The organism is Pseudomonas brassicacearum, from assembly GCF_003732175.1.
GTDB lineage: Bacteria > Pseudomonadota > Gammaproteobacteria > Pseudomonadales > Pseudomonadaceae > Aquipseudomonas > Aquipseudomonas brassicacearum_G.
In genome coordinates, this window is sequence record NZ_MOBI01000020.1 from 356,942 (window position 1) to 382,240 (window position 25,299).

The 25,299-nt window shown below is 58.9% G+C and carries 24 protein-coding genes and 3 pseudogenes; 7 read left to right on the forward strand and 20 right to left on the reverse strand.

Going from position 1 to position 25,299, the window contains the following annotated elements:
* The 6 genes and pseudogenes from BK658_RS19540 to BK658_RS19570 all read right to left on the reverse strand — a co-directional run.
* Nucleotides 1–876, reverse strand: coding sequence for an ABC transporter permease (locus BK658_RS19540; RefSeq protein WP_123583705.1), 876 nt, complete (start codon nucleotides 874–876; stop codon nucleotides 1–3).
* The gene (locus BK658_RS19545) at nucleotides 873–1,829 is read right to left on the reverse strand and encodes an ABC transporter permease (protein ID WP_123583706.1); all 957 of its coding nucleotides are present in this window, start codon (nucleotides 1,827–1,829) and stop codon (nucleotides 873–875) included. The genes BK658_RS19540 and BK658_RS19545 overlap by 4 nt, the downstream gene beginning before the upstream one ends.
* 48 nt (nucleotides 1,830–1,877) lie before the next feature.
* A complete protein-coding gene (locus BK658_RS19550; protein ID WP_123583707.1) occupies nucleotides 1,878–3,515 on the reverse strand; it encodes an ABC transporter substrate-binding protein in 1,638 nt (545 codons plus the stop codon).
* 92 nt (nucleotides 3,516–3,607) lie between these two features.
* Nucleotides 3,608–4,882, reverse strand: coding sequence for an NAD(P)/FAD-dependent oxidoreductase (locus BK658_RS19555; RefSeq protein ID WP_123583708.1), 1,275 nt, complete (start codon nucleotides 4,880–4,882; stop codon nucleotides 3,608–3,610).
* Nucleotides 4,883–4,937: 55 nt separating this feature from the next.
* Entirely contained in the window at nucleotides 4,938–5,606 is a 669-nt protein-coding gene (locus tag BK658_RS19560; RefSeq protein ID WP_123583709.1) for a haloacid dehalogenase type II, read from the reverse strand.
* Nucleotides 5,607–6,133: 527 nt separating this feature from the next.
* A pseudogene (locus BK658_RS19570) lies at nucleotides 6,134–6,292 on the reverse strand (aldehyde dehydrogenase family protein); the annotation flags it as partial.
* A 242-nt stretch (nucleotides 6,293–6,534) separates the two neighbouring features.
* On the opposite strand from BK658_RS19570, the gene BK658_RS19575 reads away from it, so the two are divergent.
* Together BK658_RS19575 and BK658_RS19580 are read left to right on the forward strand one after the other, a co-directional pair.
* Complete coding sequence (locus BK658_RS19575) at nucleotides 6,535–7,392, forward strand: GNAT family N-acetyltransferase (RefSeq protein WP_123583710.1); 858 nt, start codon at nucleotides 6,535–6,537, stop codon at nucleotides 7,390–7,392.
* 69 nt (nucleotides 7,393–7,461) lie between these two features.
* Complete coding sequence (locus tag BK658_RS19580; protein WP_123583711.1) at nucleotides 7,462–8,175, forward strand: cupin domain-containing protein; 714 nt, start codon at nucleotides 7,462–7,464, stop codon at nucleotides 8,173–8,175.
* Between the two features lie 104 nt (nucleotides 8,176–8,279).
* Here the strand turns inward: BK658_RS19580 and BK658_RS19585 are convergent, their stop codons facing one another.
* On the reverse strand, nucleotides 8,280–8,651 hold the full coding sequence (locus BK658_RS19585; protein ID WP_123583712.1) for a DUF6124 family protein: 372 nt from the start codon (nucleotides 8,649–8,651) through the stop codon (nucleotides 8,280–8,282).
* 361 nt (nucleotides 8,652–9,012) lie between these two features.
* Entirely contained in the window at nucleotides 9,013–9,549 is a 537-nt protein-coding gene (locus tag BK658_RS19590) for a dihydrofolate reductase family protein (protein ID WP_123583713.1), read from the reverse strand.
* Between the two features lie 138 nt (nucleotides 9,550–9,687).
* Here BK658_RS19590 and BK658_RS19595 point away from each other — a divergent pair, with 138 nt between their 5' ends.
* Nucleotides 9,688–10,167, forward strand: coding sequence for a VOC family protein (locus tag BK658_RS19595; RefSeq protein WP_123583714.1), 480 nt, complete (start codon nucleotides 9,688–9,690; stop codon nucleotides 10,165–10,167).
* A gap of 115 nt (nucleotides 10,168–10,282) precedes the next feature.
* Here the strand turns inward: BK658_RS19595 and BK658_RS19600 are convergent, their stop codons facing one another.
* Together BK658_RS19600 and BK658_RS30605 are read right to left on the reverse strand one after the other, a co-directional pair.
* Nucleotides 10,283–10,723 (reverse strand): hypothetical protein, encoded by a 441-nt coding sequence (locus BK658_RS19600; protein ID WP_123583715.1) that lies wholly within the window; start codon nucleotides 10,721–10,723, stop codon nucleotides 10,283–10,285.
* A 331-nt stretch (nucleotides 10,724–11,054) separates the two neighbouring features.
* Nucleotides 11,055–11,153 (reverse strand): annotated as a pseudogene (locus tag BK658_RS30605) (recombinase family protein); the annotation flags it as partial.
* 74 nt (nucleotides 11,154–11,227) lie between these two features.
* On the opposite strand from BK658_RS30605, the gene BK658_RS19610 reads away from it, so the two are divergent.
* Together BK658_RS19610 and BK658_RS19615 are read left to right on the forward strand one after the other, a co-directional pair.
* The gene (locus BK658_RS19610) at nucleotides 11,228–11,773 is read left to right on the forward strand and encodes a DinB family protein (protein WP_123583716.1); all 546 of its coding nucleotides are present in this window, start codon (nucleotides 11,228–11,230) and stop codon (nucleotides 11,771–11,773) included.
* Nucleotides 11,774–12,056: 283 nt separating this feature from the next.
* Complete coding sequence (locus BK658_RS19615; protein WP_123583717.1) at nucleotides 12,057–12,917, forward strand: CAP domain-containing protein; 861 nt, start codon at nucleotides 12,057–12,059, stop codon at nucleotides 12,915–12,917.
* 22 nt (nucleotides 12,918–12,939) lie between these two features.
* Here the strand turns inward: BK658_RS19615 and BK658_RS19620 are convergent, their stop codons facing one another.
* The 6 genes from BK658_RS19620 to BK658_RS19645 all read right to left on the reverse strand — a co-directional run bounded on the left by BK658_RS19620 (nucleotide 12,940) and on the right by BK658_RS19645 (nucleotide 18,824).
* Nucleotides 12,940–13,422 carry a DUF2867 domain-containing protein gene (locus BK658_RS19620; protein WP_123583718.1) on the reverse strand — a complete coding sequence of 161 codons (483 nt, stop codon included), beginning with the start codon at nucleotides 13,420–13,422 and terminating at the stop codon, nucleotides 12,940–12,942.
* Between the two features lie 258 nt (nucleotides 13,423–13,680).
* Nucleotides 13,681–13,989: a GFA family protein gene (locus tag BK658_RS19625; protein ID WP_259740108.1), complete on the reverse strand. Its 309-nt coding sequence runs from the start codon at nucleotides 13,987–13,989 to the stop codon at nucleotides 13,681–13,683.
* Between the two features lie 319 nt (nucleotides 13,990–14,308).
* The gene (locus BK658_RS19630; RefSeq protein WP_123583719.1) at nucleotides 14,309–15,640 is read right to left on the reverse strand and encodes an MFS transporter; all 1,332 of its coding nucleotides are present in this window, start codon (nucleotides 15,638–15,640) and stop codon (nucleotides 14,309–14,311) included.
* Nucleotides 15,641–15,797: 157 nt separating this feature from the next.
* Nucleotides 15,798–16,643: an amidohydrolase family protein gene (locus BK658_RS19635; protein ID WP_123583720.1), complete on the reverse strand. Its 846-nt coding sequence runs from the start codon at nucleotides 16,641–16,643 to the stop codon at nucleotides 15,798–15,800.
* A 28-nt stretch (nucleotides 16,644–16,671) separates the two neighbouring features.
* On the reverse strand, nucleotides 16,672–17,955 hold the full coding sequence (locus tag BK658_RS19640) for an MFS transporter (protein WP_123583721.1): 1,284 nt from the start codon (nucleotides 17,953–17,955) through the stop codon (nucleotides 16,672–16,674).
* Between the two features lie 137 nt (nucleotides 17,956–18,092).
* Nucleotides 18,093–18,824, reverse strand: a complete 732-nt coding sequence (locus BK658_RS19645) for a GntR family transcriptional regulator (RefSeq protein ID WP_123583722.1) — start codon at nucleotides 18,822–18,824, stop codon at nucleotides 18,093–18,095.
* A gap of 91 nt (nucleotides 18,825–18,915) precedes the next feature.
* Here BK658_RS19645 and BK658_RS19650 point away from each other — a divergent pair.
* A pseudogene (locus BK658_RS19650) lies at nucleotides 18,916–19,121 on the forward strand (ubiquitin family protein); the annotation flags it as partial.
* A gap of 82 nt (nucleotides 19,122–19,203) precedes the next feature.
* Here BK658_RS19650 and BK658_RS19655 read toward each other — a convergent pair.
* The 4 genes from BK658_RS19655 to BK658_RS19670 all read right to left on the reverse strand — a co-directional run bounded on the left by BK658_RS19655 (nucleotide 19,204) and on the right by BK658_RS19670 (nucleotide 23,248).
* Nucleotides 19,204–20,799 carry a DHA2 family efflux MFS transporter permease subunit gene (locus BK658_RS19655; protein ID WP_123583723.1) on the reverse strand — a complete coding sequence of 532 codons (1,596 nt, stop codon included), beginning with the start codon at nucleotides 20,797–20,799 and terminating at the stop codon, nucleotides 19,204–19,206.
* Nucleotides 20,796–21,893 carry an HlyD family secretion protein gene (locus BK658_RS19660; RefSeq protein WP_123583724.1) on the reverse strand — a complete coding sequence of 366 codons (1,098 nt, stop codon included), beginning with the start codon at nucleotides 21,891–21,893 and terminating at the stop codon, nucleotides 20,796–20,798. The genes BK658_RS19655 and BK658_RS19660 overlap by 4 nt, the downstream gene beginning before the upstream one ends.
* A 97-nt stretch (nucleotides 21,894–21,990) precedes the next feature.
* Nucleotides 21,991–22,404 (reverse strand): cupin domain-containing protein, encoded by a 414-nt coding sequence (locus BK658_RS19665; protein WP_123583725.1) that lies wholly within the window; start codon nucleotides 22,402–22,404, stop codon nucleotides 21,991–21,993.
* 82 nt (nucleotides 22,405–22,486) lie between these two features.
* Entirely contained in the window at nucleotides 22,487–23,248 is a 762-nt protein-coding gene (locus BK658_RS19670) for an SDR family oxidoreductase (RefSeq protein WP_123583726.1), read from the reverse strand.
* A 259-nt stretch (nucleotides 23,249–23,507) separates the two neighbouring features.
* Between BK658_RS19670 and BK658_RS19675 the strand changes: the two genes are divergently transcribed.
* Nucleotides 23,508–25,106, forward strand: coding sequence for a winged helix-turn-helix domain-containing tetratricopeptide repeat protein (locus BK658_RS19675; RefSeq protein WP_123583727.1), 1,599 nt, complete (start codon nucleotides 23,508–23,510; stop codon nucleotides 25,104–25,106).
* Nucleotides 25,107–25,299 lie beyond the last annotated feature (193 nt).

The window sequence follows — 25,299 nt, forward strand, 5'->3', positions numbered from 1 at the left end:
TCAATGGCCTCCCGAACGTCGACCACGCCGGGACGAGAGTCTGTCGATGAACAGATTCACCCCAATGGTCAGGGTGCCGATGGCCAGGGCCGGAATCACGATGGCCGGCGCGCCCTGATTGAGGCCACCGATGTTTTCCCGCACCAGGGATCCCAGGTCTGCATCCGGCGGTTGCACGCCCAGTCCCAGGAAACTCATGCCACTGAGCAACAGCACGATGTAACCGAAACGCAGGCCCAGATCGGTCAACACCGGGTTGAGCATGTTCGGCAGGATTTCCATGCAAGCGACGTACAAACGGCGCTCGCCACGGGTACGCGCCACTTGCACATACTCCAGCGCTTCGATGTTCACCGCCATGCTGCGGGCAACGCGGAAGGCGCCCGGGGTGTAACTCAGCACCGCCGTGCAGATCAGCAAGGTGACTGACGAGCCGAAAGCCGAGACCATGATCAACGCCAGCATCTTGCTCGGAATCGAGATGAAGGCGTCCATCAAGCGACTGATCACCTCATCCAGCCACTTCGGTGCGACTACCGACAGCAATGCGCTGAAGGTCCCAAGACCACTGGCGAGGACCGCCGAGACCAGCGCCAATCCCACGGTAAATCGCGCCCCGACGAGAATTCGACTGAGCATGTCGCGGCCCAGGTAATCGGTGCCAAACGGGTAAGCCGCGGTCAGGCTGTCGAAAACATTGTCGGAGACCACTTCGCCCACGGGGTGTGGCGCCAGCCAAGGGCCGAAGATCGCCACCAGCAACCAGATAAAACACATCGCAGCCCCGACCAGCCCCAGCCAGGACCGCCCACTGACCACCTTGCCGAGCGCCACATCGGACGCAGCAGGCATCGATTTCACAATGAGTTTGTTCATTGGTTTCTCAGCCTTGGATTGGAAAGAATCGCGCACAGGTCGGCAATCAGCACCAACCCCAGGTACGCCGTACAAAACAGCATCGTGCAAGCCTGGACCAGCGCCATGTCACGGTTGGTCACGGCATCGACCATCAGGCTGGCGATACCGGGATAGTTGAAGATCGTCTCGACAATCACCACCCCACCCAACAGGTAGGAAAGACTCAAGGCGATGGCATTGGCGATCGGTCCGATGGCATTGGGCAAGGCATGGCGCAGGACGATCCGCACCGGGCTCACGCCTTTGAGCCGGGCCATTTCCACGTAGGGGCTGTCCAGTTGATCGATCACCGCCGCCCGGGTCATGCGCGCCATTTGCGCAACAATCACGCAGCACAGCGTCATCACCGGCAAGGCGTAAGTGCGCAGAAATTGCAGCGGTGAGGTGATGTCGCTGGCATAGGACAGCGCCGACAACCAGCCCAGGTTCACCGCAAAAACCAGCACCGCCAGCGTTGCCACCAGAAACTCCGGTACGGCCACCATTGCCAGGGTGACAAAGCTGAGGAAACTGTCGATGCGCCCGCCCCGGCCCATGGCCGAGTCGATGCCCAGAATCAAGGCCACTGGCACTGACACCAGCGCCGTGGCGGCCGCCAACATCAGGGTGTTTGGCACCCGCCCGGCCATCAACTCGCCGACCGGCATGGCGTTGGAGACGGAAACCCCCATGTCGCCGCTCAAAAGGTTCATCAACCAGTGCAGGTAACGCAACACACCGGGCTGATCCAGTCCCAGTTTCAGGCGCAACGCGGCCACCTGTTCCGGCGTGGCGAACTGCCCCAGAGACTGTTGCGCCGCGTCCCCCGGCAGTACCGCCGTGATGGCGAATACCACCATGGACACGATCAACAAGGTCACGATCGCGGAACCCAAGCGCCGGCCGATCAACCACAGTGTGTTGCTATTCATCGCCCTGTTCTCCTGCAATGTCGCTGCGGCACAAACCTCATCGGTCCATCAAGCATCCAGCCAGACCTGCTCGGCGAACATGTAGCCCATGAAGCCGCCCAACGGGTTGCTGCCATAGCCTTTGACGCGCTGGTCGACACCGTCGATGTTGCTGATGAACACCGGGATGCCAATACCGCAGTGATCATGCGCCAGGGTCTGCATGTCCGCGTACATCTTGCTGCGCTTGGCATCGTCGGTTTCACCCCGGGCGAGCATCAGCAACTGGTCGAACTGGTCGTTCTTCCAGCCGGATTCATTCCACGGTGCGCTCGACTGGAAGAACTGCGAAAACATCACGTCAGCATTCGGCCGCGGGTTGATGTTGCCGAAGCTCAACGGGTGTTTCATCCAGTGGTTGGACCAGTAGCCATCGCTGGGCAGACGGTTGACGTCGAGCTTGAGCCCGGCCTGTTTCGCCGATTGCTGCAACAGCACGGCGATGTCCACCGAACCGGTTGCCGCTGGAGATGCCGCCACTGGCATGCTGATGCTGTCCATCCCAGCCTTCTTCAACAGGAATTTGGCTTTTTCCGGGTCGTAGACGGTCTGCGGCAGGTCAGCGTTGTAGTAGCGCGAGCCGGGAGCAATCGGATGGTCGTTACCGACCACTGCAAAGCCACGGAACACCGCGGATTTAATCTGCTCGCGGTCCATCAGGTGCTTCATGGCCTGAGTGAATTCCGGGCTTTTGCCGGGCATCTGATCCTGACGAATGATCAAGTCTGTGTAGTTGCCTGAGGGCGCATCGACGAAGCGGTGACCGGCGCTGGCCTTGATTCGCGTGGTGGAGCGCGGGTTGACCTCGTTGATCACGTGCACGTCGCCCGAGAGCAACGCGTTGACCCGCGATGGCTCGTCGCCAATGGCGATGAACTCGATCTCGTCCAGATAAGGCAGGCCCGGCTTCCAATAACCGGTATTGCGCGCGGCAATCGAACGCACGCCCGGTTTGAACTCCTTGACCTTGAACGGCCCGGTACCGATGCCTTGATTGAAGTCGGTGGTGCCTTCGGGAACGATCAACAAATGTGAAACCGCGAGAATCGACGGCAGCTCGGCATTCGGGCCACTCAGACGGATCTGCACTTCGTTGGTCCCGGTGGCCTTGATTTCGGCAAACTGCTCCACCAACGGCAGGACCTTGGAACCGGTGATCGGGTCCTTGTGCCGCAATAGAGAAAAGACCACGTCAGCGGCTGTCAGCGCCTTGCCGTTGTGGAAGGTCACCTCCTTGCGCAGGGTGATAACCCAGAGCGTGGCATCCGTGGTGTCGATGCGCTCGGCCAACTCCAGTTGCGGCACCATATGGCTGTCGAAACGCGTGAGACCGTTATAGAACATGAAATGGCGCGCGTAGTCGGTAGATGAGGAGCCTTTAGCCGGGTCCAGGGTATCGGCGGTGGAACTGGTCATGCCGGCGACACGAATCCGCCCGCCCGGCTTGCCTTTGCCAGGGCTCGCAGCTTCGTCGGCAAACAGTTTGCCGGCGGCGCCGAACAGGCTGCCGGCGCCCGCTGCAGCCACCCCGGCGACACCGAGCAATTGCAACGCGTTGCGGCGCGACATGCCGCGATTGAGACCTTCGAAGACTCTCAGGCTTTCCTGGCCGGAGATCAGTTTGGAGTCGATCTTGTTATCAGTCATATCAGTTGTACCTGTCGATAATGAGAAGGTTCATGCTCGCGGTTGTCCGGAGCGTTTTGAAACGCAAACGACGGTAACGCCACAACTTCAACTCAATGCAAATAGTCCTGGAACCGGTAATAAGCGCCCACCAGCGGTAGGAACCACGGTTTGCCGAAATGCCCGGGAATCGCCGGCCAGTCGAGTTCGCGCCAGGGGTTGGCCTCGACCTTGCCGGCCATCACTTCGGCCATCACCTGGCCCATGTGCACCGACATCTGCACCCCATGGCCGCTGTAGCCCATGGAGTGATAAACCCCACCGTGCTGGCCGGCACGGGGCAACCGGTCGGAAGTCATGTCCACCAACCCGCCCCAGCAGTAATCGATCTTCACGTTGGCCAACTGCGGGAACATCTGCACCATCGCCGCCCGCAGCACCTTGCCGCTCTTGGCGTCAGAGACGCTGTCGGACATGGCAAACCGCGCACGGCCGCCAAACAGCAGGCGGTTGTCCGGGGTCAGGCGAAAGTAGTTACCGATCATGCGACTGGTGACATAGGCTCGCCGACCGGGCAACAACTGGTCGATCAGGCTCTGGGGAAGGACCTCGGTGGCAATCACGAAACTGCCCACCGGCACGATCCGCCGCCGATACCAGCCCAACCCGCCGTGCTGACAGGCGCCGGTCGCCAGCAGCACTTGCCCGGCGTGCAGCGAACCCTTGGCGGTGTTGACCCGATAGCCACCGGCCTGGGCTTTCCAGTCCGTCACCGGCGTGTCTTGGTAGATCAACGCACCGTGCCGTGCCGCCGCTTCGGCCAGACCGACGCCGAAGCGCCCGACATGCATCTGCACGCCGTTGCGCTGCAGCAAACCACCGTGGAACTGGGCCGAGTCGACTTCAGCGCGGATCTGTTCGGCGGTCAGCAACTCGACCTCGGCATCGACTTCCCGGCGAATCAATTCGCAGGTCCGCGCCAAGCCCTCGTAGTGCATTGGCTTGGCGGCCAGCTTGAGCTTGCCGTTACGCTTGAGGTCGCAGGCGATCTGCTCCTGCTCCACCAGCGAAACCACGCTGTGCACGGCACTCTCGTAAGCCTTGTAATAAGCCCGCGCCTTGTCCGCGCCGAGGCTGGCGCTCAGGCCGGCGTAGTCCTGGGCCACGCCGGTATTGCACTGACCGCCGTTGCGACCCGAGGCTTCGCCAATCACCCTGCCGGCTTCGAGCACCACCACACTGGCGCCCTTCAAGGCCAGCGCCCGAGCCGCTGCCAGGCCGGTGAAACCACCCCCGACAATGGCCACGTCGACTTGCCCGGGCAATGCGCCGGGCTGAGCACCGGTGAATGCCGGTGCAGTGTCGAGCCAGTAGGATTCACTGCCCATGTCTAACCCGCCTCTACCAAAAAGACTGCCGTGAGAATGCCGTTGCCGTGACGACTCAGAGACCGACCAGCGCCGCCAGCCCGCCGATGTCGGCAATCTGCTGGTACTCGTAGAAAGCGTTGGCCGGGGCTTCGTGACCACGGGCAACGAAAGCTTTGTTCTTGATCTTCATGTCGTGGGCCGACATCAGGTCGTAACGGAAGCTCGACGACACATGCAAGATGTCTTCCGGGCCGCAATTGAGGTTGTCGAGCATGTACTCGAACGCGGCCAGGCGCGGTTTATAGGCTTGTGCCTGTTCGGCGGTAAAAACCTTGTGAAACGGTGCGCCGAGCTTATCGACGTTGGACATGATCTGGCTGTCGCTGGCGTTGGAGAAAATCACCAACGGGATTTTGTCGGCGATTTTCGACAGGCCGGCCGGTACGTCCGGGTGCGGGCCCCAGGTCGGCACGGCGTCGTAATACAGCTGACCTTCGTCACGGTATTCAATACCCCAACGCTTGCAGGTTCGCGCCAGCGCGGTCTTGAGGATGTCGTCATACGGCATCCAGTCACCCATGACCTGGTCCAGGCGATAGGCCGAGAAGTCCTTGACGAACTGATCCATCTGCTCGGGCACCACGCGATCGGCGAACAGTTCGCGAGTCATCGTACCCATGTGGAAATTGGTCAGCGTACCGTAGCAGTCGAACGTAATGAATTTGGGGCGAAGAAAGCTCATTGAGTGCGGTCCTGAAGTTCGTTGAGGTCATGGCGTGACAAGCATTCGCTCCGTTCCGGGAGCCGTGATGCAACGCTGCAGCACACCGTCATTACAACACCGTGAAATCAGCAGATGGCGTTAAAAGCGACCTCTGGTCGATACAAACCACCGTTTTAGCGCCCGCCCTCAGCAGACTTTGCGGGTCGCTCCAGCCTTGGGCAAACCCCGTATTCATGCGCTCTTATGGGCCTTTATAACGCCGCAAGGCTCAAGCGCACACTGATTCACCGCAGAACCTGCGCCGGGCAGAACGAAAACGGGCGCTTCCCTGAGGAAGCGCCCGTTTGGGTGCTGATTAAAGCGTGTTGAAAATCCGGAGGTTATCGAGAACCTGTGGGAGCGAGCCTACTCGCGATAGCGGCCTGACAGGCGACATTGATGTTGAGTGGACTGGCCTCATCGCGAGCAGGCTCGCTCCCACAGGGGTTCGCGCGTTACGGCACGATATCGATCAGCACACTCTTGAAGCACAAATTGGCTTCGAACGCTTCATCCACCAAGTCGGCATCGACAATCGGCAACTGGGCATAGACCTGGCCATCCAACGGCCGCATCACCTCAAGCCCCGGTTGAGCATCGTGGTATTGGCCGGCAATGAAATGAGCGCTGCGCATAGCAATAAGGCGAGGGTCGAAGCTATCCATGGAGCACTCCAAGAAAGGGACGGCGAGTCGTCAACTCAGGCCTCCATCGTAGAAAAAAAGCCCAAGCATTTGCTGCCGACCTTGCCGGGCAATTAAGTAGTAAGTGTGGTCTTGTGGCCCCGGGCGTGCGGAATCTGCCGAATGTTCCAGCCCCTCTTGTCAGGCCTTCACGCAGATGGGATACAGGCACCATCGCGCCGCACAGCCGGTTGATCGCGCACACTGTCCAACGGAGACTCGCCATGTCCGCCCCGCTCCCTTCTGCTTATGTCTATCGCCCGATGACGACCGCCGACCTGCCCTCGGCCCATGCTTTGTCCGTGCAATTGAAGTGGCCCCATCGCCTGGACGACTGGGCCATGGTATTGCGCATCAGCGACGGCTTTGTGGCACTCGATGGCGAGCGTCTGATCGGCACGGCGTTCGCCTGTCCCCAAGGCGACTTCGCCACCATCGGCCTGGTGATCGTCAGCGACGACTATCAAGGCAAGGGCATCGGCCGCAAGCTGATGGAACAGGCACTTGATGCTTGCCAGTCGCGCATCCCGGTACTCAATGCGACTCTTGCCGGTGCGCCGCTTTACGCGAGTCAGGGCTTTGTCGAGTTCGGGCGGATTCAGCAACATCAGGGCCCGGCGCAAGCCGTTACACCTGTACCGCTGGCCGACGGTGAAACCTGTCGCCCGCTGCGTGAGGCCGATAAGACCCGCGTGCTGGAACTGGCCAATGCGGGCGCCGGGCTGGACCGGCAAACGGTGCTCAACAAGCTGTTCGATGTGGTCGAGCACTCGGCTGTCATTGAGCGCGATGGCCAGGTGCGCGCCTTCGCCCTGCTGCGCCCTTATGGCCGTGGTCGCGGCCTTGGCCCGGTGGTCGCCGAGAACATCGAACAGGCCAAACACCTGATCGCCGTGTTACTGGCCCACGTACCGGATGCCTTCGTGCGCATCGACATTCCGGCGGACAGTGGCTTGAGCGACTGGCTCGCAACGGTCGGCCTCAAGCAGGTCGACACCGTGGCGCAAATGGCACGGGGCACACCGCCACAAGCGGTCAACGGCGTCCAACAGTTCGCACTCGTAAGCCAGGCCATTGGCTGACAACCGCGCGCAAAGAAATTGCCGCGATCCAACACCCTCCACACCCCATTTGCATGGAGCGTCACCCACATGCCTCAACCTACCGTTCTTCTGTTGGCTCGCGCCGACGGCAGCCGTGTCGCCAGGTCTGTCAACGCAACGCCCTTGAGCGCTGCCGATTCCTTCAAGGAACACCGTCAAGTCGCCTACACCGGGCCCGATGGCATCTGCGCCGGGACCGTGAATACAAGCGAATCACTCGAAATCGATGATTTCCCGCACACCGAAGTGATCGTGGTCCACGCCGGCCGCGTCGTGCTGCAATCCCAAGGCCAGACACTGGAACTGGGGATCGGTGCCAGCGCGGTAATCGGTCGTGGGACCACGCTGCGAATCGAGGTGCAAGCCGATACGTGCTGGGCATTCTGTGCCGTCATCAGCCCCAGCGCTGAACCAACACCTGGGCTGACAGCACTGGACCCGTTAGCAATGCTCTCCCCTTCGGCCGCGCCAGAACCGCAAATACTGATCGGGCCTACCCCGCAATGCCGCTCACGCAATGCCTTCGAAGACAGCACCACCGACCTGCGCGTCGGCGTCTGGGATTCGACCCCCTACGAACGCCATGGCCGGCCGCATAAACTCAACGAGCTGATGCAGCTGATCGAAGGCAGCGTCACCCTGCGAGCAGCCGATGGTACGAGCCTGACCGTCAACACCGGCGACACCGTGTTCGTACCGCAAGGCGCACCGTGCGCCTGGCAAAGCACCCGGTATGTCCGCAAGTTTTACGCCGTGAAATAAGCACCACGGCGCAACGCCGGTAACCGCGCCGGCATTGAACCCACCGACCGGTCGCGACCCAACGCAGACCGGCCGGTGAGCAAGCGCCTCGCTACAACGCGGTACTACGGCGCCTCCGGCTGATCAAAATTATCCAGCGCCCGATTCACCAACAACTCCCCTAACGAGACCATCTGCTGTATCGCCAACGCCACATGCCGGCGCGTGCCTTCCAGCTCGAATGCCAGATCGCTGGCCAGCACATTCAGCGACGCCAGGGTTTCCGAGGCGTGCGCCAGCAGGGTTTCGTTATCCAGATCGGGGATGACTGCGAAGATGTTGGAGGGACGTTTGTCGGGCAGGTTGCCCTTGTCGAACGGTGGCTTGAGGTGGTGATCCAACGCCCGCTCGGCGGCAGCGTGGAGCTTTTTGGAGTCGGTGGAGGCGTAAGGGGAAGTGCTTGGGGTTTCTGGTGGATTTGGAGTGACCTTGTGCATGGTGAAGCTCCTTGATAAGTGGAGCCGCCACCGATCGCCGCGACGCGATGGGAGGTGGTAGCTGTACGCAGGTTCGCGGACCGGGTATCAAGGACCCGGCATACCCGAAGGTATCCCGCGCACAGCCGCCATAACGCTAAGCAGTAGACGATAAAAAAGCGTCGACTGAAAGGAAATGATGGCGCTATGCGCCTTGATTGACCCGGGCCGCGACGCCCGGTCGCTGAATTGGCAGCGACACCCGGAGGTTATCCATACACCTTCCCACCCGGCAACCTTGAAAAGCTGTCGGAAAATTCTCTTGAGCGCCGGATGTTTGTAGGCGTTTCCTAGGACTGAACCGAACGTCCACGCGGGCGAGTCATGGGGTCAACCGATAGGTGGACTGCACCAATCCCGAAGGAAAGCAGCGGCTGGATACCAGTTTCAAATCAATGTCCTGCTGAAGGGCCCCGAATAATGGCCTTCCCGACCCGATCAGCACAGGAACAGTGGTAATCACCATATCGGCGACTAACCCTTCGCGCAGGAATGATTGCACCAACTTCCCGCCATCGACATAGACCCGACGCACGCCTTGCCTGGCCATTTCCTCCATCACGTCCCCGGGTTTGAGGTTGGAAAAACGCAGCTTGCCCTTCAGCGCCTCGGGAACCGCCGAATCGGCCAGCTGTTCAGACAACACCACTACAGGCCGGTCGTAGAACCATGTGTCGAAGGTCAGCGCCTTCTCATAGCTTCCCCGCCCCATGACGATCACATCCTTATCGGCGATGAAGGCTGAGTAGCCATGATCCTCAGTCTGATCATCGCGCTGCAACAGCCAGTCGATATCGCCATCAGGTCGGGCGATGAAGCCATCCAGACTGGTGGCGATGAAAACATGTGCCGTGGCCATCAAAATCTCCTTTGGCCGATTTTTGAAAAATCAGCGCTTTGTACAATACTTGGGGTTTGCCTGTTGATTTACCAACGTTCAGCCCGGCTGACTGCGCGGCTGGAATGAAGGTATCAGACCTGATTCAGGAGAAGAAAAATGGTCAGCAAAAACACGATTTGCCTCTGGTACGACGGCACTGCGCAGGATGCTGCAGAGTTCTACGCCCGGACATTCCCGGACAGCGCGGTCGTCGCCGTCCATCACGCGCCTGGCGACTATCCGGCGGGCAAGCAAGGCGATGTAATAACGGTCGAGTTCACGGTGATGGGCATCCCTTGCCTCGGGTTGAACGGGGGCCCGGGGATCAAGCACAACGAGGCTTTTTCATTCCAGGTGGCGACCGACGACCAGGCCGAAACTGACCGCTTGTGGAACGCGATTGTCACAAACGGCGGCCAGGAAAGCGTATGTGGCTGGTGCAAGGACAAGTGGGGCCTGTCGTGGCAGATCACGCCCCGCGCCTTGACCGCCGCGATTATCGATCCCGATCCAGCAGCGGCCAAGCGCGCTTTCGACGCCATGATGACAATGACCAAGATAGACATCGCGGCAATCGAAGCGGCACTTGCGGGTTAGTCGGTCGAGATTCTGAACAGGGGACAGACTTATTTCTCAGCTTCGACAGCAATGAAAAATAAATCTGCCCCCTTCTTCCCCTTCTTCCCAGTGTACTGAATGGGAAATGAGCGACTCACGTGAACGACCTCTCGTGCTCGCTTTCGTGGACGTAAAACCACGAGACTCCCGATGGAGAGGTGCGGTCGATGCGCATGAGCGCCGAATCGATTTTCTTCTTGGTAATTCCGTCCTTGACGAGATCGAATACCGTCAGGAAGAAGTCCCCTGGAAGGGGTGTGATCGAGAGATTGATGATGTGCGATTCGGGGCTTCCAGCACGCTTCCCGTGCAGGTCCCAGAGTCGCTCCCAGTAGTCCGCCCGCCCCATGATCCGACCATCCGTGAGCACCACTCGGAACTCGCTCGCCAGCGCATCGTACAAGGGCTTGATGGCGCCTTCCGACTTGGAAGACACGCCGCGTGACCACGGAAAGAAGAGATTATACCAACGGTACACCTCAGCTTCGACGAGGGGTGTCTTATCTGGTGTTTCGAGTACTTGGCTGATTGCCATCTGTGTTCTCCTTAACACGCTAAAGGTGGCCGGTTTTGCGTTCCAGACTAAAAGTCTGGATACACATCGACTGAACGATGCCCCCGCGCCTTAATCAAGATCCATCCTGAAATCAACGTCATTGGGTCCGGCTCAAATTATCGCTTCAACTATTCTTGATAATTGCTCCCGTCATTTTACCGACCCGGTCACAAAAATAGCCTCTTGCCTGTTGGCTTGCATTGAGAACTGACCAACGGTTTTTGTAGTAGCCTAATGCCCACCGGATACCCACTGGCCACGCCCGAGGACATTCGTATTCTAAAAGATCGGCGAACTTAGTTAGCCAATTGGCATGAACCCCATCACAGCCTGCTTCATGTAAGGTTTTTTCTTGCAGTACGAAATCCTGATCGTTGCCGGAAATACGAGCGTATCCGTAAAGCGCCATAGATAAGTTTTGTCTCGTTAGGCTTTAGATGAGCGTGGATCGCTTATAAAGTATTCATTGAAAGGATGAGCACGATGAACCGAACCAGTCATATCCGCCTGATGGCGACCTATAACGAGTGGATGAACGCAAAGATTTATGAGGCAGCCAGAAGCCTGTCAGATGAAGAGCTCTCAGTGGACAGGAAAGCATTCTTTGGTTCAATTCTCGGGACGTTGAACCACCTGGTGGCCGGCGACACGGTCTGGCTAAAGCGATTCGCCAAGCACCCAGCGAACTACTTGGCTCTGGAACCGATTCAGCAGCTTCCTGCCCTCAAAAGCCTCGACCAGTTGCTGTTCTCGAATATCCGAGAACTGTCGGCACATCGAGTGTGGCTCGACCAGAAAATTGTCGAGTGGTCTCGCTCCATTGCAGAATCAGATCTAGATCACACCCTCAATTACACAAGCATGAAGGGAATACCCGCTGACAGGAGCTTTTATGGTTTGATCATGCATTTCTTCAACCACCAGACGCATCACCGCGGACAAGTGACTACCTTGCTTTCACAAGCGGGTGTCGACATAGGTGATACGGATCTGGTCGCCCTCATTCCATCCGAGCCCTGCACACAGTAGAAAAGCCTGGCGCTAGACCAGGTATTTTCACATCTGATCGGGTCGGCGAAACAGCGCAGCGATCCGGGCTGGTTGTCGATCCCGAGTAACGGTAAACGGCCAGGAGCCGACGCACGACTCCAACAATAAATTCCCCCCTTTGCTCGTGAAACTTGTGTTGAGGCCCACAGTCTTAGCCCAGCCTTGGAATCCATTTGCGAGCCAATACAGCGAAACGCTCTGCGGTCATTCCTCAGCCAACTATCGCCATTACCGTCGTCATCCCATCAGAGCTGCCCGCCTCATGCGCCAGACCGTTCGCTCCTCCTGCGTTTTCTCGTTCTGCCTTATTCCTTTGCTCCCCCTGTTCGCCAGTCCCGCCCATGCCGGCGGGGAAAGGCAACTGGTGGAGGACATCAACGACTACCGCGCCCAACCGCAGCGCTGCGCGGGGCGCACGGTCCAAGCCTTGACGCCGCTGGCTCTGAAGTCTCACCTGGCCTTGCCGATCGGCTATGGAGGCGTTACGCGGGAGATGTTGAAGGATTCCGGCTATCAGGCGGTGTCTGTGCGGACTATCCGTCTGGTCGACGCTGAAGATGCCGAGGAGGCCTTTGACATGCTCCAGAGCCGCTACTGTGGGGCCCTGCTCGATACCCAGTTCGCCGATATTGGCGTGTATCGCGACGAGAGTGAATGGCAGGTGGTGCTGGCGCGGCCTTTGCTCGATGGGCATCTGGACGACCCGCGAGCGGCGGGCAAGACGTTGCTGGCACAAGTCAACGCGGCACGGGCGAAACCGCGCCTGTGTGGTCGTCAGCGCTTCGCCGCTGCACCGCCGCTGACCTGGAATGCCGCCCTGGGGACAGCGGCGCAGGGGCACAGCCGGGCGATGGCCAACGACAATTACTTCGCGCACCAGGACCCCAACGGTGATATGCCGTGGGACCGAGCGAAGGCTGCCGGCTACGGTGGCCGGCAGATCGGAGAAAACATCGCCGCCGGGCAGCGTTCGCCGGGCAAGGCTATGGAAGGCTGGCTGGCCAGCCCCGGGCATTGCGCCAATCTGATGAACCCGATGTTTACCCAGGTTGGCGCGGCCTATGCCGCGAACTCGCGTAGTGACAACGGCGTCTATTGGACGATGCTGTTCGGCGCGAAATGAGGAAAGCTGAAACAACCAAAATCTACTTCCCTTCAAGCTTTCGTTTCAGTCGCCTGAGATCACTATTGACGATCAGCTTATGGGCTAGACCTACGGGCAACATGTAGATGCGCCCAAAGACGTTATGCGTTACGACAGATGAGGTGATCGTGAACACACGATCTGTTATCGAAAGGCAAATCATGACATCCAGATGCCGGTCACGTTCGGTCAGAACCAGCATGTCGGGAGCACTATGTTCCACCAGAAAGAAATACAGTTGTTCGCCAGCGTGTACTGTCTCTCGCCTGGCGCCGGAGAACCCGTCGACCCGCTTCACGCCGAATAACGAGGAAATCGCGTCCCTCGTTCGGAAAGCTAGCCGCATGAGCAGTCCCGGTTCGGCCGTCATGATGTTCCAAGCGTCAAGAGTGGTGATTTCAACAGGGAGCGGAACCGACCTGCTGTCATAGTAATCAAGATCGGACAGTGCACGCAGAGTGTGAGCAGGTGATGGGGTAGCCAAACATTATTCCTTTCAGTGGCCCGACTGTCATTCCCGATAAAATCGGAAGCTGATTATCATGTAGCCATGCTACGTCATAATTAATCCCAAATATCCCTTAACGGTTCGCTGGGTAAATATCTGCCGGCTACAGGCCGGTACGGGTTGTGGGCTCAACCGGTCGATGCAACAGATTGAATCCACAGCCTATAGCGGACGGTGGTGAACCGAGTTTGGGCCAGGCTACCCATTCGTCCCTATGCCAACCAAGCTCCTGAATCAATCATTGTCGACCTGGAGCTCCTGCAGAAGAAATCCAAGTGAATCCGGGGTTGAGCGATGATTTTTTTCCGAGCGTTGTTCATCCCATGGCATAGCGTCATCAGTGCAGAAATCTCCAACACACTCCATGCTCAGTTCGCCATCGAGAAGTCCAAGCGGAATCCAGAAGTAAGGCATCTCGCGAAGAGCATTAGGCACAGTCGAGCCACATCGTGAGCAAAAGTCATTTCTGTACCCGCTGGATTTGCGCCAACTTGTGATCGCACCTAACCCTTCTTCCCATCGAAAGTCGCGAGCTTTGACCACTGTGGCGAGATTATGGCCGACCCCGGTTTGCTTGCGACATAAGGTGCAATGGCATCGATAAAAAATCGTGGTTCAACCCCGAGGGAAAAGCGTACAGCCCCGCAAAGACATTGCCCTGATGCCATGGATATCTCCTTGAAGAACGATTCATCGGTATTCTGCCGGTTCGAGCGTTAGTACCGGAAAAGGCGTGGCCGTCATGGTACTGGCCTTTCATTACCATGGATAATGCCCAGCCTGATTCAACGCCGAATGTCGAACACTGGATCATGCGCAACGAGGAGGCTCGCCAATTTCGAGCCTCCTCAGAAGCAATGGATCAGCTGCCGACCGTAGCGATTTGCTTCGCACGATCGTTCTGTTTGCCAATAATAAACACCAATAGCGAACCGATAGCGGTCACGATGCAGAGCGGCATCAGTGCAATTGGAAAGCTCCCGGTCTGATCACGCAGTACACCGATCACCGAACTCATGGCGCCCGTACCCAGGTGGGCAAAGGTATTGATCGCTGCAATCCCTGTGGCCAAAGTCGCTGGCGGCAGGGATTCGGAGCAAAGTGCCCAGAACGGCCCCTTGATCGCATAGTTACCCATCAATACGAGCGTCAGCAGTACCAGCGTAATGGTCAGGGAGTCCGTGAACAGCGTGGCAGCGAAGCTCACCGCAGTAATGGCCAGCGGAATAGCAGTGCTCTTGATCCGCTCCCCGCTCTTGTCTGCACGCAGTCCCCAGAAAATCATGAACGCTGCGGCCATGCCGAACGGAATCATGTTCAGCAGCCCCGTTTGCATGTTGGTCAGATGGAAGGATTTCAGGATCTGCGGCATCCACAACGACAGCGTGTTGCTGGTTGCCGAACTGCCCATGTAGATAATCGAAAGCACCCATACATATTTGTTGGTAAACACGGCCTTGAGGGTGCCGCTTATGCTGTGAGCGTGTTGAGGAATGCCACTTTCGCGCGCGGCCTTATCGTTAGTCAGTTGCTCGCCTAGCCAATCCTGTTCCTGCTGAGTCAACCATTTCGCTTCGCTTGGTCGATTTGGCAACACGTTCAGCGCGAGCAATCCCAGGGTGATGGCGGGAATGGCTTCAAGCATCAGCAACCACTGCCATCCCTTGAAACCTGCCAGACCGTCTAATTGCAACAGCAGTGCCGACACCGGTGAGCCGAGAAAGTTGGAGAGTGGTATCGCCACCATGAATAGCGCAACGATTCGAGCCATGTACGCTTTGGGGATGCATTGCGTGAGGTAAAGAATGACGCCGGGAAAGAAACCGGCTTCGGCTGCACCCAAGAGGAACCGGGAAATCGAATAGGATATCGGCCCGACCGCAAATGCCGAACAGAAACCGACGATGCCCCAGGTGATCATGATGCGCGCGATCCACCGGCGGGCACCGAAACGCTCCATGGCCATGTTGCTGGGCATTTCGCAAAGTACATAAGCGACGAAAAACAGCGTGGCACCGAATCCGAAGGCACTGGCCGTCAGGCCGATGTCCTGGTTCATGGTCAGTGCAGCGAAGCCGATATTGACGCGATCAATGTAGGCGATGAAATAACAGAGTACGAGAAAGGGGATCAAGCGAACCCCTAACTTGCGCATGGTCGATTTTTCAATGTCAGTAGTGGATGGCTTGTTCATGGAAACCGCTCTCTTGTAATTGTAATAGGCTGCTCTTGCGCAGAACCTCTCGATGCGACACGAGAGGTTTGACTGCAACGTCGCATTTCAGGCTTTCTGCAAGTTTTGGTTAAACGTGGGTAGGATGAATGGTCATCTGCAAATGCGTGGGTGAGCTTCAGCCTTCGCGTTTTGCAAAACCGAATAACCTTTGAGGTGCTTGCACGAGCAACGAATGGCTAAGTTGCATCGAACACTCCAAGGCTTGCCGCTGATCGATTACTGTGTCGAAACCGATGCTTTCCTCATGCTGCGTGTGTGGCCAGTCGCTGCCCCATACCAGTTGGTGGAGGCCGAAACTTTGCTCCAACAGTGGTAATGCCGATCGGGCGAAATTGATGTTTTGTTGCGGCGTACCTCCCAAACGATAAATTCCCGATACCTTCATCCAGATCGACCCTCTCGCCCCCAATTCCAGCAACTCGCAAAACCCTGGCTGATCAATTCCCAAACTGGCATCCGGCCGGCCGAAGTGGTCAATAACCAGCTTCAAACCGAACGGCGTCAATTGATGGATCAGTGCCGGCAGATCCTCGACCTCCCGATGCAATTCGACATGCCAGTCAAGATCAGCGATGTGGTTGAAAAATTCTCTCCAGGCGCGATTGCGAAAATCAGGTAACGCCTTGCCCATCAGGTTCAAGCGAACGCCGACCACACCTATGTGAGCCATGTCATTCAACAGGGCACGACTAACGCCTGGCTCTAGCACGACCACTCCTCGCAACTGCTCCGGCACTTGCCTCAGCGCCGCCAGCAGGTAGCTGTTGTCGATGCCCAGAAAGCTCGGCTGCACCAATACGCCGTGACTCAAACCATGGGCGCCCAGGTGATTCAGATACTCCGCAAGCGTGGCATCGTAGTCAGGGGCGTAGCGCCGTTTAGCGGCCAGCTTCAGCCCTCGGCTAAAGACATGAGCATGGGAGTCGATGCCAGTGATCGATGTTGAACAGGTATCAGACATGGGTTTTATCTATCGCAAGTAATGATCATCACGCCCGGGCGCTCTCGCTGCCTTGCACCGGGACGGATGGGATTGCAGCGTCGAGACTGCGACCACGTGTTTCCGGCAGGCAAAGGGCAGCGATAACGGCCACGCCGTAAGCGATCCCGGCGTCGATGCCAATGGCCGAGCCCAGTGACATGGAATCGCTCATATGGCCGACCAGAAACGGGAATACCGCCGAGAGCACTCGGCCGAAGTTGTAGCAAAACCCCACGCCAGCGCCGCGCACGTCTGCCGGGTACAGCTCGTTGAACAGCGCGCCGAGGCTGGCCGGAATACCCGCCGCGAAGAAGCCGAGCGGAAAGCCGAGGAATAGCATTTGGGTATTGGTCAGGGGCAGGAACACGTAGCACTGCACGGTAACGACGCAGCACAGGGCGAACAGCACGATATTTTTGCGGCGGCCAATACGGTCGATCAAGAATCCGCTGACGACACAGCCACACCAGAAGGCAAAGATGATCACGGCAAGGTAGCCGCCAGAGTTCAGCACCGACAGGTTGCGTTCGGTCTTGAGGAAGGTCGGCAGCCACGTCATCACGGCGTGGTAGCCGCCGTGTGCGCCCAGGCCCAACAGCCCGCCGAACAGTGTCACGCGGATCAGTTCAGGGCGGAAAATACCGGCCAGGGATTTGAAAAAACTTTGCGCGATGGCGTGTTCTTTTTGCAGACGCTGGAAGCTGTCGGGCTCCTCGACATTGCGCCGTACCCAGATGATCAGGAGCGCCGGCAACAAGCCAACGATGAACATCACACGCCAGGCCATGTCTTGCGGTACGAACGAATAAATCAACGCAAAAACCCCGACCGCCACGCCCCAACCTACGGCCCAGGCACTTTGTACGGTGCCCATCACTTTGCCGCGGTATTTCGGGTTGATGGTTTCGGCCATCAGTACCGCGCCGGCAGCCCACTCACCGCCAATGCCGAAGCCTTGCAGCGCCTTGACGATCAGCAACTGCTGGAACCCGGTGACGAAGGCGGACAGAAAGGTGAAGAAGGAGAACCACAAGATCATCCACTGCAACGTGCGCACCCGGCCGTAGCGGTCGGACAACGTCCCCCCTACCCAACCGCCGATGGCCGAAGTGACTAGCGTGACGCCGCTAATCAGCCCGGCATCGCCCTTGGTCAGGGCGAAGGCGGCAATTAACGCCGGAATTGCCAGGCCGAACATTTGTACTTCCAGTGCGTCCAGCGACCATCCACCGAAGCAGGCCCAAAACGTTTTGCGCTCCCGAGGAGTGACTTGGCGATACCAGCTGAACATGATTTCTTATCCTTATAGGTGGAACATGAGGCAGCCGAGAGCGAACCGCGCCGCTACGAGGCCAGTCATGGCAAACAAAACGATGAATCCGGCAGCGATCGATTCGCCGGTGAGCAATCCGCTATGCAGGCAATGCGCTAGCGAATGTCCACGCTGTAACGGAAATGCTCGGCGTGCCCACGGGAGCGCCGCCACTCCAGAGGCGTACCGGCGTAGTCACGCGCCAGACGCTCGATCACCACCACGGGACTGTTGACCGGTATTTTCAATAATCGCGCATGCACGTCATTTACAGACTCGGCGGTGAGTGCTTCTTCGGCAGAGGCGACGACCTGACCGCAGACCTCTTCGTAAATTGGGTAAAGCAATGGCCCTTTTCGATTCAGATCGATCTCCAGCAGCGGCTGAAACCGGCTGCGAGGCAGCCAGATTTCTTCGGCAAGTACCGGCTGAACATCCAGAAGACGAACGCGGACAATGCGAATGACCGGCGCGTCGATTGGCAGCCCTAACGCCTGGGCCACCGCCGAGGGTGCGGCCACCGGTTCAATAGACAGGATGCGACTCTCTGGGACCTGGCGTTCACCCGCTGCGGTCTGGAAGCGGAAGAACCGGAAAAGCGAAGATTGAAACTGAGGCCGACGAACGAAGGTGCCTCGACCTTGCTGACGCTCCAGAACGCCCTCACTGACCAGCGCGTCGACCGCTTTGCGCACGGTGCCCGTGGACAGTTTGTACTCCGCTGAAAGCGCAGCTTCAGTCGGAATGGCCTCCCCCGGACGCCAACGATTGTTGGCAATCTGTTCAGCCAACTGATCACGCAGGCGTTGATAAAGCGGTAGGCGGACGTCACTGGACAGGGAATTCATCGACTTTATTCACCTTGTTATCTAGTCATATATATGAATATTGGCCGAGTATTCTCCTGATGCATTTTTCTGTCAATAAGGGTTACCGAACCTGGCGGACGAACGGTGGCGGCAGTCCATTACCTGCGTGCGCGCGCGAGGGGCGACGGTCGAGCGCATGATCGAGGCGCTCGGGATACCGAGGTCGAACTGGTGCAGCTCAATGGCAAGTCGGTGGGCTTCGAGCGGGTGATCTTCGACGGTGACCGGTTGGCGGTGTATCCCAAGTTCGAAGCGCTGGACATCAGCTCCCTGCTAATGGCTTCGAGGATGGCGCGTCCACCTAATCCCTACTCGCAAAACGCCTTGATCCAAAGCCCGACGGCTGGTGTATCGCGTCTCACGCGCCAGTTTGCGCAGCGCGCGCTTTCGCATGGCGCGCCAGACCAATCTTGATGCCGACCAGCATAGGCGCGGCGACCACAAACAGCAGGGCCACTGCGTAGAACGCGGTATCGAAAGCAATCACCGTGGCTTGACCTGACACGACCTTGCCCAGCAGGCTGGTCGCTGCCCGGTCAGCGGCTGCTTGATCCATCCCCTTCCCCACCAGCATCGCCGTGATGGTCGTCAGCCGTTCGATGACGGCATTTCCCCCTGGGGTGACGTTGGCGCCGAGTGCCGCGACATTGATGACGATGTGATGATCGATCAGGGTTTGGAGCCCGGCGACGCCCATTAAGCCGCCCAATTGACGTCCCGTATTGAACAGGCCAATGCCACTGGCGAGGTTGCGGCTGTTGAGGTCGCTGAAGGCGATCAGCGTGATCGACAGAAACAGGAAGCCAAGGCCCAGGCCACGCAACAGGATGGCCGCCATCATGTCGTCGGTGCCGCTTTCGCTGGTGGAACCGGACAGCATCCACATCGCCCCCATGATCAACAGGATGCCAAAGGGCACTGTCGCAACCGGTGGAACGCGACGGACTTTGATGAGAAAGGCAGCGATGAGCAGCGAGCCAACAAAAAAAACACCACTGGGCAGCAGGAGCAAACCGGCATCAGTCGGCGTGAACGCAAGCACTGACAAGGCGAACGCCGGAATCAAAAACGCACTGCCGAACAAGGCGGCACCGGCGACAAAACTGACGATAAAGGCAAAGGTAAAATCGCTCGATTTGAACACCGTGAAATCGAGCAATCCCTGACCTTTGGCCAACGTTTGTTGGCCGAAAAATGCCAGCAACGCGGCTGTACCGATCATCGTCGACATCAGGATCCGAGGTTCCTCGTACCAGTCCCATCGGCTGCCCTGGCTGAGGACGTAGGTGACACAGAACAGGGTGGTCGAGATCAGGGAGAAGCCAAGCCAGTCAAAGGGACGCTGCCGGCCCTTGGCGGGCATGGGGTGGTCTGCGATGAGCAAAAGGCCGGTTGCCGCCAGGGCCAGCGGCACCACACTGAAGAAAATCCAGGTCCAGGACTGGCTGTCGATCAACCACCCTTGAAGGGCCGGGGCGAGAGTCGCCGGCGCGACCACGGAGCCCATGGCAAACACGGCTTGAAGGATCGGCTGAAGGGCACGCGGCCAGGCACGAAAAATCATCGTCTGGCCCGCCACCAGCAGGGTGCCGCCAGCGAAGCCTTGAATGATGCGAAGCGCGATCAGCAGGTCCAGCCGAGCGGTGATGGCGGCGATGCAGCACGCCAGACCCATGGCCAGGGTTGAACCGATGATCAGGTTACGCGCAGTAAAACGCTGCATCAGCCATGGAGCCATGATGAAGCCGATCAGCTTTAGCGCGGTGTAGCCGACGTCCAGCCAGGCAAACTCATCAGGTGTTGCGTAGGTGTCACCGATGATATGGCCGCGCCCGATCGATAGAACGGTGCCGGCGATCGCTTCCGTCAGCGTGGCCAGCACGATGCCCACGATGAGCAAGGCGCCCGTCGTAGCCTTGGCGCTGCTCGGCGTGGCGCTGGCAAAGGTGTTCATGAGCCTTTCCCTTGCGTCACCTCCACCCGCACGGACAAGCCAGGCACGATGCGCCCCGGCAGTGGATTGTTGGCCAGCCGGATCTTGACCGGAACCCGCTGCACGACACGGACAAAGTTTCCGGTTGCGTTGTCGGGCGGCAGCAAGCTGAACGCCGCCCCACTCCCCGGTGCAAAGCTATCGACCACGCCTTCAAGTACCGCGTCAGGGTAGCCATCGACCGTGATGCGCACGTGCTGACCGGGGCGGATATGTTCGAGCTGGGTTTCCTTGAAGTTCGCCACGACCCACACATCATTGACCTGCACGATATCGAGCAAGGCAACGCCCGGCGTCACGAGCCGGCCGATACGAACCTGGCGATTTCCGACGACGCCACCCACAGGCGCGCGGACAATGGTGTTGTCGAGATCAATCTGGGCGAGATCACGTGCAGCCTGTGCTTGCGACACGGCAGCCACGGCAGCCTCTCTCTCGGCCGCATAGACGGCGATGTGTTGCTGTTGCGCCTCAACCGTTGCCGAAGCGGCCGATACCGACGCTTCGGCTCTGGACCGCGCCGTGTCGGTTTCATCGACCAGGGCTTGGCTCACCGCGTTGCTGACGATCAGTTTGCGGCTGCGATCATGGGTCTTGGTCGCAAGATTCATATCGGCGGTGGCCGAACGTCTTTGGGCTTCAGCCTGCCGAATCAGCGCACGCTGAAGCTGGGTCTGCGCATCAACATGGATCAGGCGCGCATGGGCAGCGCTGACATTAGCCTCCGCTTGCGCAAGCTTGGCGCGATAGTCCCGGTCATCGATACGGAACAGGATGTCACCCGCCTGGACGGTTTGGTTGTCCTCGACCTCTACCGCCGTGACGTAGCCGGCCACCTTGGCGGCGAGTGAGGTCACGTCACCACGAACATAAGCGTTATCGGTCAAGGTTGAGCTGCTCGAAACAGCCATGGCCCCCCAGGCAGCCACGACCACCACGGCGCCAACGCACAGCAGTATGCCGAATATCTTGCGCTTGCTTTGCCGAGCCACTACGACGGGGGTCTCGGCGCTTGCACTGGAAGCAATGGCGGCCTTGTCCTGGAGCGAGTTCATTTTTTCATTTCCCGTTCAATGCCATGCACTGCAGCAGCCCCAGGGCGGCGGTGGCCTGCCGCCCGGCTGTCGAGCATTTATGAGCGCGTTGATCGGCTCACTTTTTGATAGGTGTGACGAGCGTCTTTTCATCGGTGTCGAGGACGAACACGGCCAACAGGCGTGCAGGTTCGGTGGCGCTGGCGTTGGCGCTGACTTCGTGCACGGAACCCGGCTCCTCTACGAAGTTTTCGCCGGCATGGTAGATCTTCTCCGGCTGGCCTTTGACTTTGATGCGAAACGCGCCCTCGAGGACCGTTGCATAGATGAAGGCCGATTTCGGATGGGTGTGGGACGGCGATGCGGCGCCCGGCCCATACTCGACGACCACACCCTTCATGCTCTTGCCAGGAATGTTCGGAATGGGACGGTCAAACACGACTGTCACCTTGCCGGCGGGCGGCTCAGTGGCCGACGCTGTGCTGATCGACAGTACTGCGAAAGCAGCGGCTAAGAGAAATCGGGTAACCATGGCAATACTCCTTCGTGGGTAGGCGTTATGACGGCGCGCCCCATTACCGGGGCGACGCCTTCCTGAGTTATCCCTGGAGGCCTCAGCGGCCCGCTTCGGCCATTGACTGGCTGAGCCAATCTTCGAAACGGATCGCGCCCAGGCGCGGGTTCTTGCCGGGTGTCAGCGATTGATCGTCAAGCACGGCGCCGTAGTAGCGCGCGTGTACGTCCGGTACGACCTGGCGAGTATCCTGAGTGGCCCGCAGAAAGCGCCTGATCAGCTCGTCGAGCGGCATGGCCTCGGGCCCCGCGACTTCGACGGTGCCATTCACCGGCGCTGCAAGCACGATGTCGGTAAGTGCCGCCACCACGTCGTCGGATGCCATCGGCTGGATCAGCGCCGGCGAAACGCAAAGCTCTTCGCCGACGGTAAACGAATGGGCAATGCCGCCGACAAATTCGAAGAACTGCGTGGCACGCAAAATGGAGTAAGGAATGCCGGATGCCTTGATAAGGCTTTCCTGTGCGACCTTGGCCCGGAAATAACCGTTCTCGGGAAGCCGTTCGCTCCCGACAATCGACAGTGCAACGTGATGCCGAACCCCGGCAGCTGCTTCGGCGGCCAGCAGGTTACGGCTCGACGTTTCGAAAAACTCGAGGACGGCCTGGTCCTCCCACGACGGAGCGTTCGCCACGTCGACGACGATGTCAGCACCATCCATCGCCTGGGCCAGGCCCTCGCGGGTGATGCTGTTTACGCCCGTGCTGGGGCTGGCTGCGAGCACGTCATGGCCGCGCTCGCGGAGGTTTTTCACAAGTTTCGATCCGATGAGGCCGGAGCCTCCGATGACGACGATCTTCATGGGCTTTCTCCACGTATCGACTGCAACCATTGCGTCGGTGTAAGGGGAGATTGCCTGCACCCGTGAACGAAGTCCTTGTGCCTGCTGTGGATTCCCCTCCACGAAAGCTTGGTTTTACGTCCAAAGACGCCGCAGTCCGACGTCGTCTCTGCCGCAGACGGTGCGGCGGGTTTAGCGCTGCCGTATCATCAATATCAAATACTAATCGCCAGCCGCCTGGGACACGGAGTTGAGGGCGCGTCACCGGGGGATCCTCACTTTGCCATTCGTTTTTGAAGACTACTTGCTCGATGAGGAACGCCGGGAACTCACCTTGCGCGGGCAAGTCGTGGCCGTCGGGCCGCAGGTTTTCGATCTATTGCTGCTGTTCGTCAACAACCCCGATCGCGTCGTCAGCAAAGACGACCTGCTCAAGGCGGTGTGGAACGGCCGGGTCGTCTCGGAGTCGACGATCACCAGCCACATCAATGCGGTGCGCAAGGCCATTGGCGATACCGGTGAAGAACAGCGCCTGGTGCGCACCGTCGCCCGCAAGGGCTACCGCTTCGTCGGCCAGATCAAGGTCGGCGGGATCGGCGAAGCGCAGCAGCCTGACCGGCCTGCCATCGACGAACGCTCACCCACAGCTCCGAAGGAAATACCCTCCTCCTCGCTCGTCCTCCCGGACAAACCCTCGATTACCGTCTTGCCCTTCCAGAATTTGAGCGGCGATCCGGAGCAGGAATATTTCGCTGACGGCATCGTGGAAGATCTCATCGCTGCCCTGTCGCGTATCCGCTGGCTGTTCGTCATCGCGCGTAATTCGAGCTTCACCTACAAGGGGCGGACGGTGGACGCCAAGGGCGTCAGCCAGGAACTGGGCGTTCGCTACGTGCTGGAAGGCAGTGTGCGCAAGTGCGGGAACAAGGTACGCATCACCGGCCAGCTCATCGACGCGACGAACGGGACACATATCTGGGCGGAACGCTTCGAAGGCGCGCTCAACGACATCTTCGAGCTGCAGGATCAAATCACCGAAAGCGTCGTCGGTGCCATTGCGCCGCAACTTGAACGGGCAGAAATCGAACGCGCCAAACGAAAACCCACGGAAAGCCTGGACGCCTACGACTACTATCTGCGCGCAATGGCAAAACTGCACAACGGCACCCGTGAAGCCATCGACCAGGCGCTGCCATTGTTCTACAAGGCTATCGATCTCGATCCGGAATTTGCATCGGCTTATGGCATGGCAGCCTGGTGTCACTTCTGGCGCAAGCTGAATGGCTGGATGACCGATCGGACGCAAGAGATCGCCGAGGGCGTACGGCTGGCGCGTCTGGCGGTAACGCTTGGCCGGGATGATGCGGTCGCGTTGACGCGAGGTGGACATGCGTTAAGCCATCTCGCCGGTGATGTTGACGGCGGCATTGCCTTGCTCGACAGGGCACGCCTGCTCAATCCAAACCTCGCCCCTGCCTGGTTCCTGGGCGGTATCCTGCGCGCACTGCATGGTGAAACGGACGCCGCCATCGAGCATCTGACCCATGCCGTTCGCTTGAGTCCGCTGGATCCGGAAATGTTCAGGATGCAGGTCGGAATGGCGCTCGCGCATTTCTTCGCCGGGCGCTTCGATCTCGCGACGGACTGGGCGGAAAAGGGCTTGGGCAACCTGCCCAGTTTCCTGCCCCCGGTGGCTCTGGTGGCGGCCAGTCACGCCCTCAGTGGACGAATGGATAAAGCGAGGTTGGCGATGCAGCGTCTACGCGAGCTGGATCCCACTTTGCGCCTCTCCAACCTGAAAGACTGGCTGCCCATCCAACGGCCCGAGGATTTCACGCGCTTCTTCGATGGACTGCGGTTGGCCGGGTTGCCTGAGTGACCGTGGAACGGTTCCATGTACTCACAATCAACGGGAATGTGCAGGCAGACGATACGTTTGCTGGCCAGTTCTGAGCGGAGTCGTGCGCTGCGACGCCTGCCAACGGGTTTACTGGCTTTTGCATCAGCTATATAACAGCCAAACCCGGTCACTCACACAATAGACGCTCTGGATGGACTGCCTCACGGTGTTG

Excerpts from the sequence above, each read along its gene's own strand:
- BK658_RS19635 (WP_123583720.1), bottom strand. The coding sequence starts at position 16,643 with ATGTCTGATACCTGTTCAACATCGATCACTGGCATCGACTCCCATGCT.
- BK658_RS19555 (WP_123583708.1), bottom strand. The coding sequence starts at position 4,882 with ATGGGCAGTGAATCCTACTGGCTCGACACTGCACCGGCATTCACCGGT.
- BK658_RS19545 (WP_123583706.1), bottom strand. The coding sequence starts at position 1,829 with ATGAATAGCAACACACTGTGGTTGATCGGCCGGCGCTTGGGTTCCGCG.
- BK658_RS19575 (WP_123583710.1), top strand. The coding sequence starts at position 6,535 with ATGTCCGCCCCGCTCCCTTCTGCTTATGTCTATCGCCCGATGACGACC.
- BK658_RS19665 (WP_123583725.1), bottom strand. The coding sequence starts at position 22,404 with ATGGTTACCCGATTTCTCTTAGCCGCTGCTTTCGCAGTACTGTCGATC.
- BK658_RS19585 (WP_123583712.1), bottom strand. The coding sequence starts at position 8,651 with ATGCACAAGGTCACTCCAAATCCACCAGAAACCCCAAGCACTTCCCCT.
- BK658_RS19580 (WP_123583711.1), top strand. The coding sequence starts at position 7,462 with ATGCCTCAACCTACCGTTCTTCTGTTGGCTCGCGCCGACGGCAGCCGT.
- BK658_RS19560 (WP_123583709.1), bottom strand. The coding sequence starts at position 5,606 with ATGAGCTTTCTTCGCCCCAAATTCATTACGTTCGACTGCTACGGTACG.
- BK658_RS19600 (WP_123583715.1), bottom strand. The coding sequence starts at position 10,723 with ATGGCAATCAGCCAAGTACTCGAAACACCAGATAAGACACCCCTCGTC.
- BK658_RS19610 (WP_123583716.1), top strand. The coding sequence starts at position 11,228 with ATGAACCGAACCAGTCATATCCGCCTGATGGCGACCTATAACGAGTGG.
- BK658_RS19670 (WP_123583726.1), bottom strand. The coding sequence starts at position 23,248 with ATGAAGATCGTCGTCATCGGAGGCTCCGGCCTCATCGGATCGAAACTT.
- BK658_RS19660 (WP_123583724.1), bottom strand. The coding sequence starts at position 21,893 with ATGAACTCGCTCCAGGACAAGGCCGCCATTGCTTCCAGTGCAAGCGCC.
- BK658_RS19595 (WP_123583714.1), top strand. The coding sequence starts at position 9,688 with ATGGTCAGCAAAAACACGATTTGCCTCTGGTACGACGGCACTGCGCAG.
- BK658_RS19615 (WP_123583717.1), top strand. The coding sequence starts at position 12,057 with ATGCGCCAGACCGTTCGCTCCTCCTGCGTTTTCTCGTTCTGCCTTATT.
- BK658_RS19590 (WP_123583713.1), bottom strand. The coding sequence starts at position 9,549 with ATGGCCACGGCACATGTTTTCATCGCCACCAGTCTGGATGGCTTCATC.
- BK658_RS19640 (WP_123583721.1), bottom strand. The coding sequence starts at position 17,955 with ATGTTCAGCTGGTATCGCCAAGTCACTCCTCGGGAGCGCAAAACGTTT.
- BK658_RS19655 (WP_123583723.1), bottom strand. The coding sequence starts at position 20,799 with ATGAACACCTTTGCCAGCGCCACGCCGAGCAGCGCCAAGGCTACGACG.
- BK658_RS19540 (WP_123583705.1), bottom strand. The coding sequence starts at position 876 with ATGAACAAACTCATTGTGAAATCGATGCCTGCTGCGTCCGATGTGGCG.
- BK658_RS19645 (WP_123583722.1), bottom strand. The coding sequence starts at position 18,824 with ATGAATTCCCTGTCCAGTGACGTCCGCCTACCGCTTTATCAACGCCTG.
- BK658_RS19550 (WP_123583707.1), bottom strand. The coding sequence starts at position 3,515 with ATGACTGATAACAAGATCGACTCCAAACTGATCTCCGGCCAGGAAAGC.
- BK658_RS19630 (WP_123583719.1), bottom strand. The coding sequence starts at position 15,640 with ATGAACAAGCCATCCACTACTGACATTGAAAAATCGACCATGCGCAAG.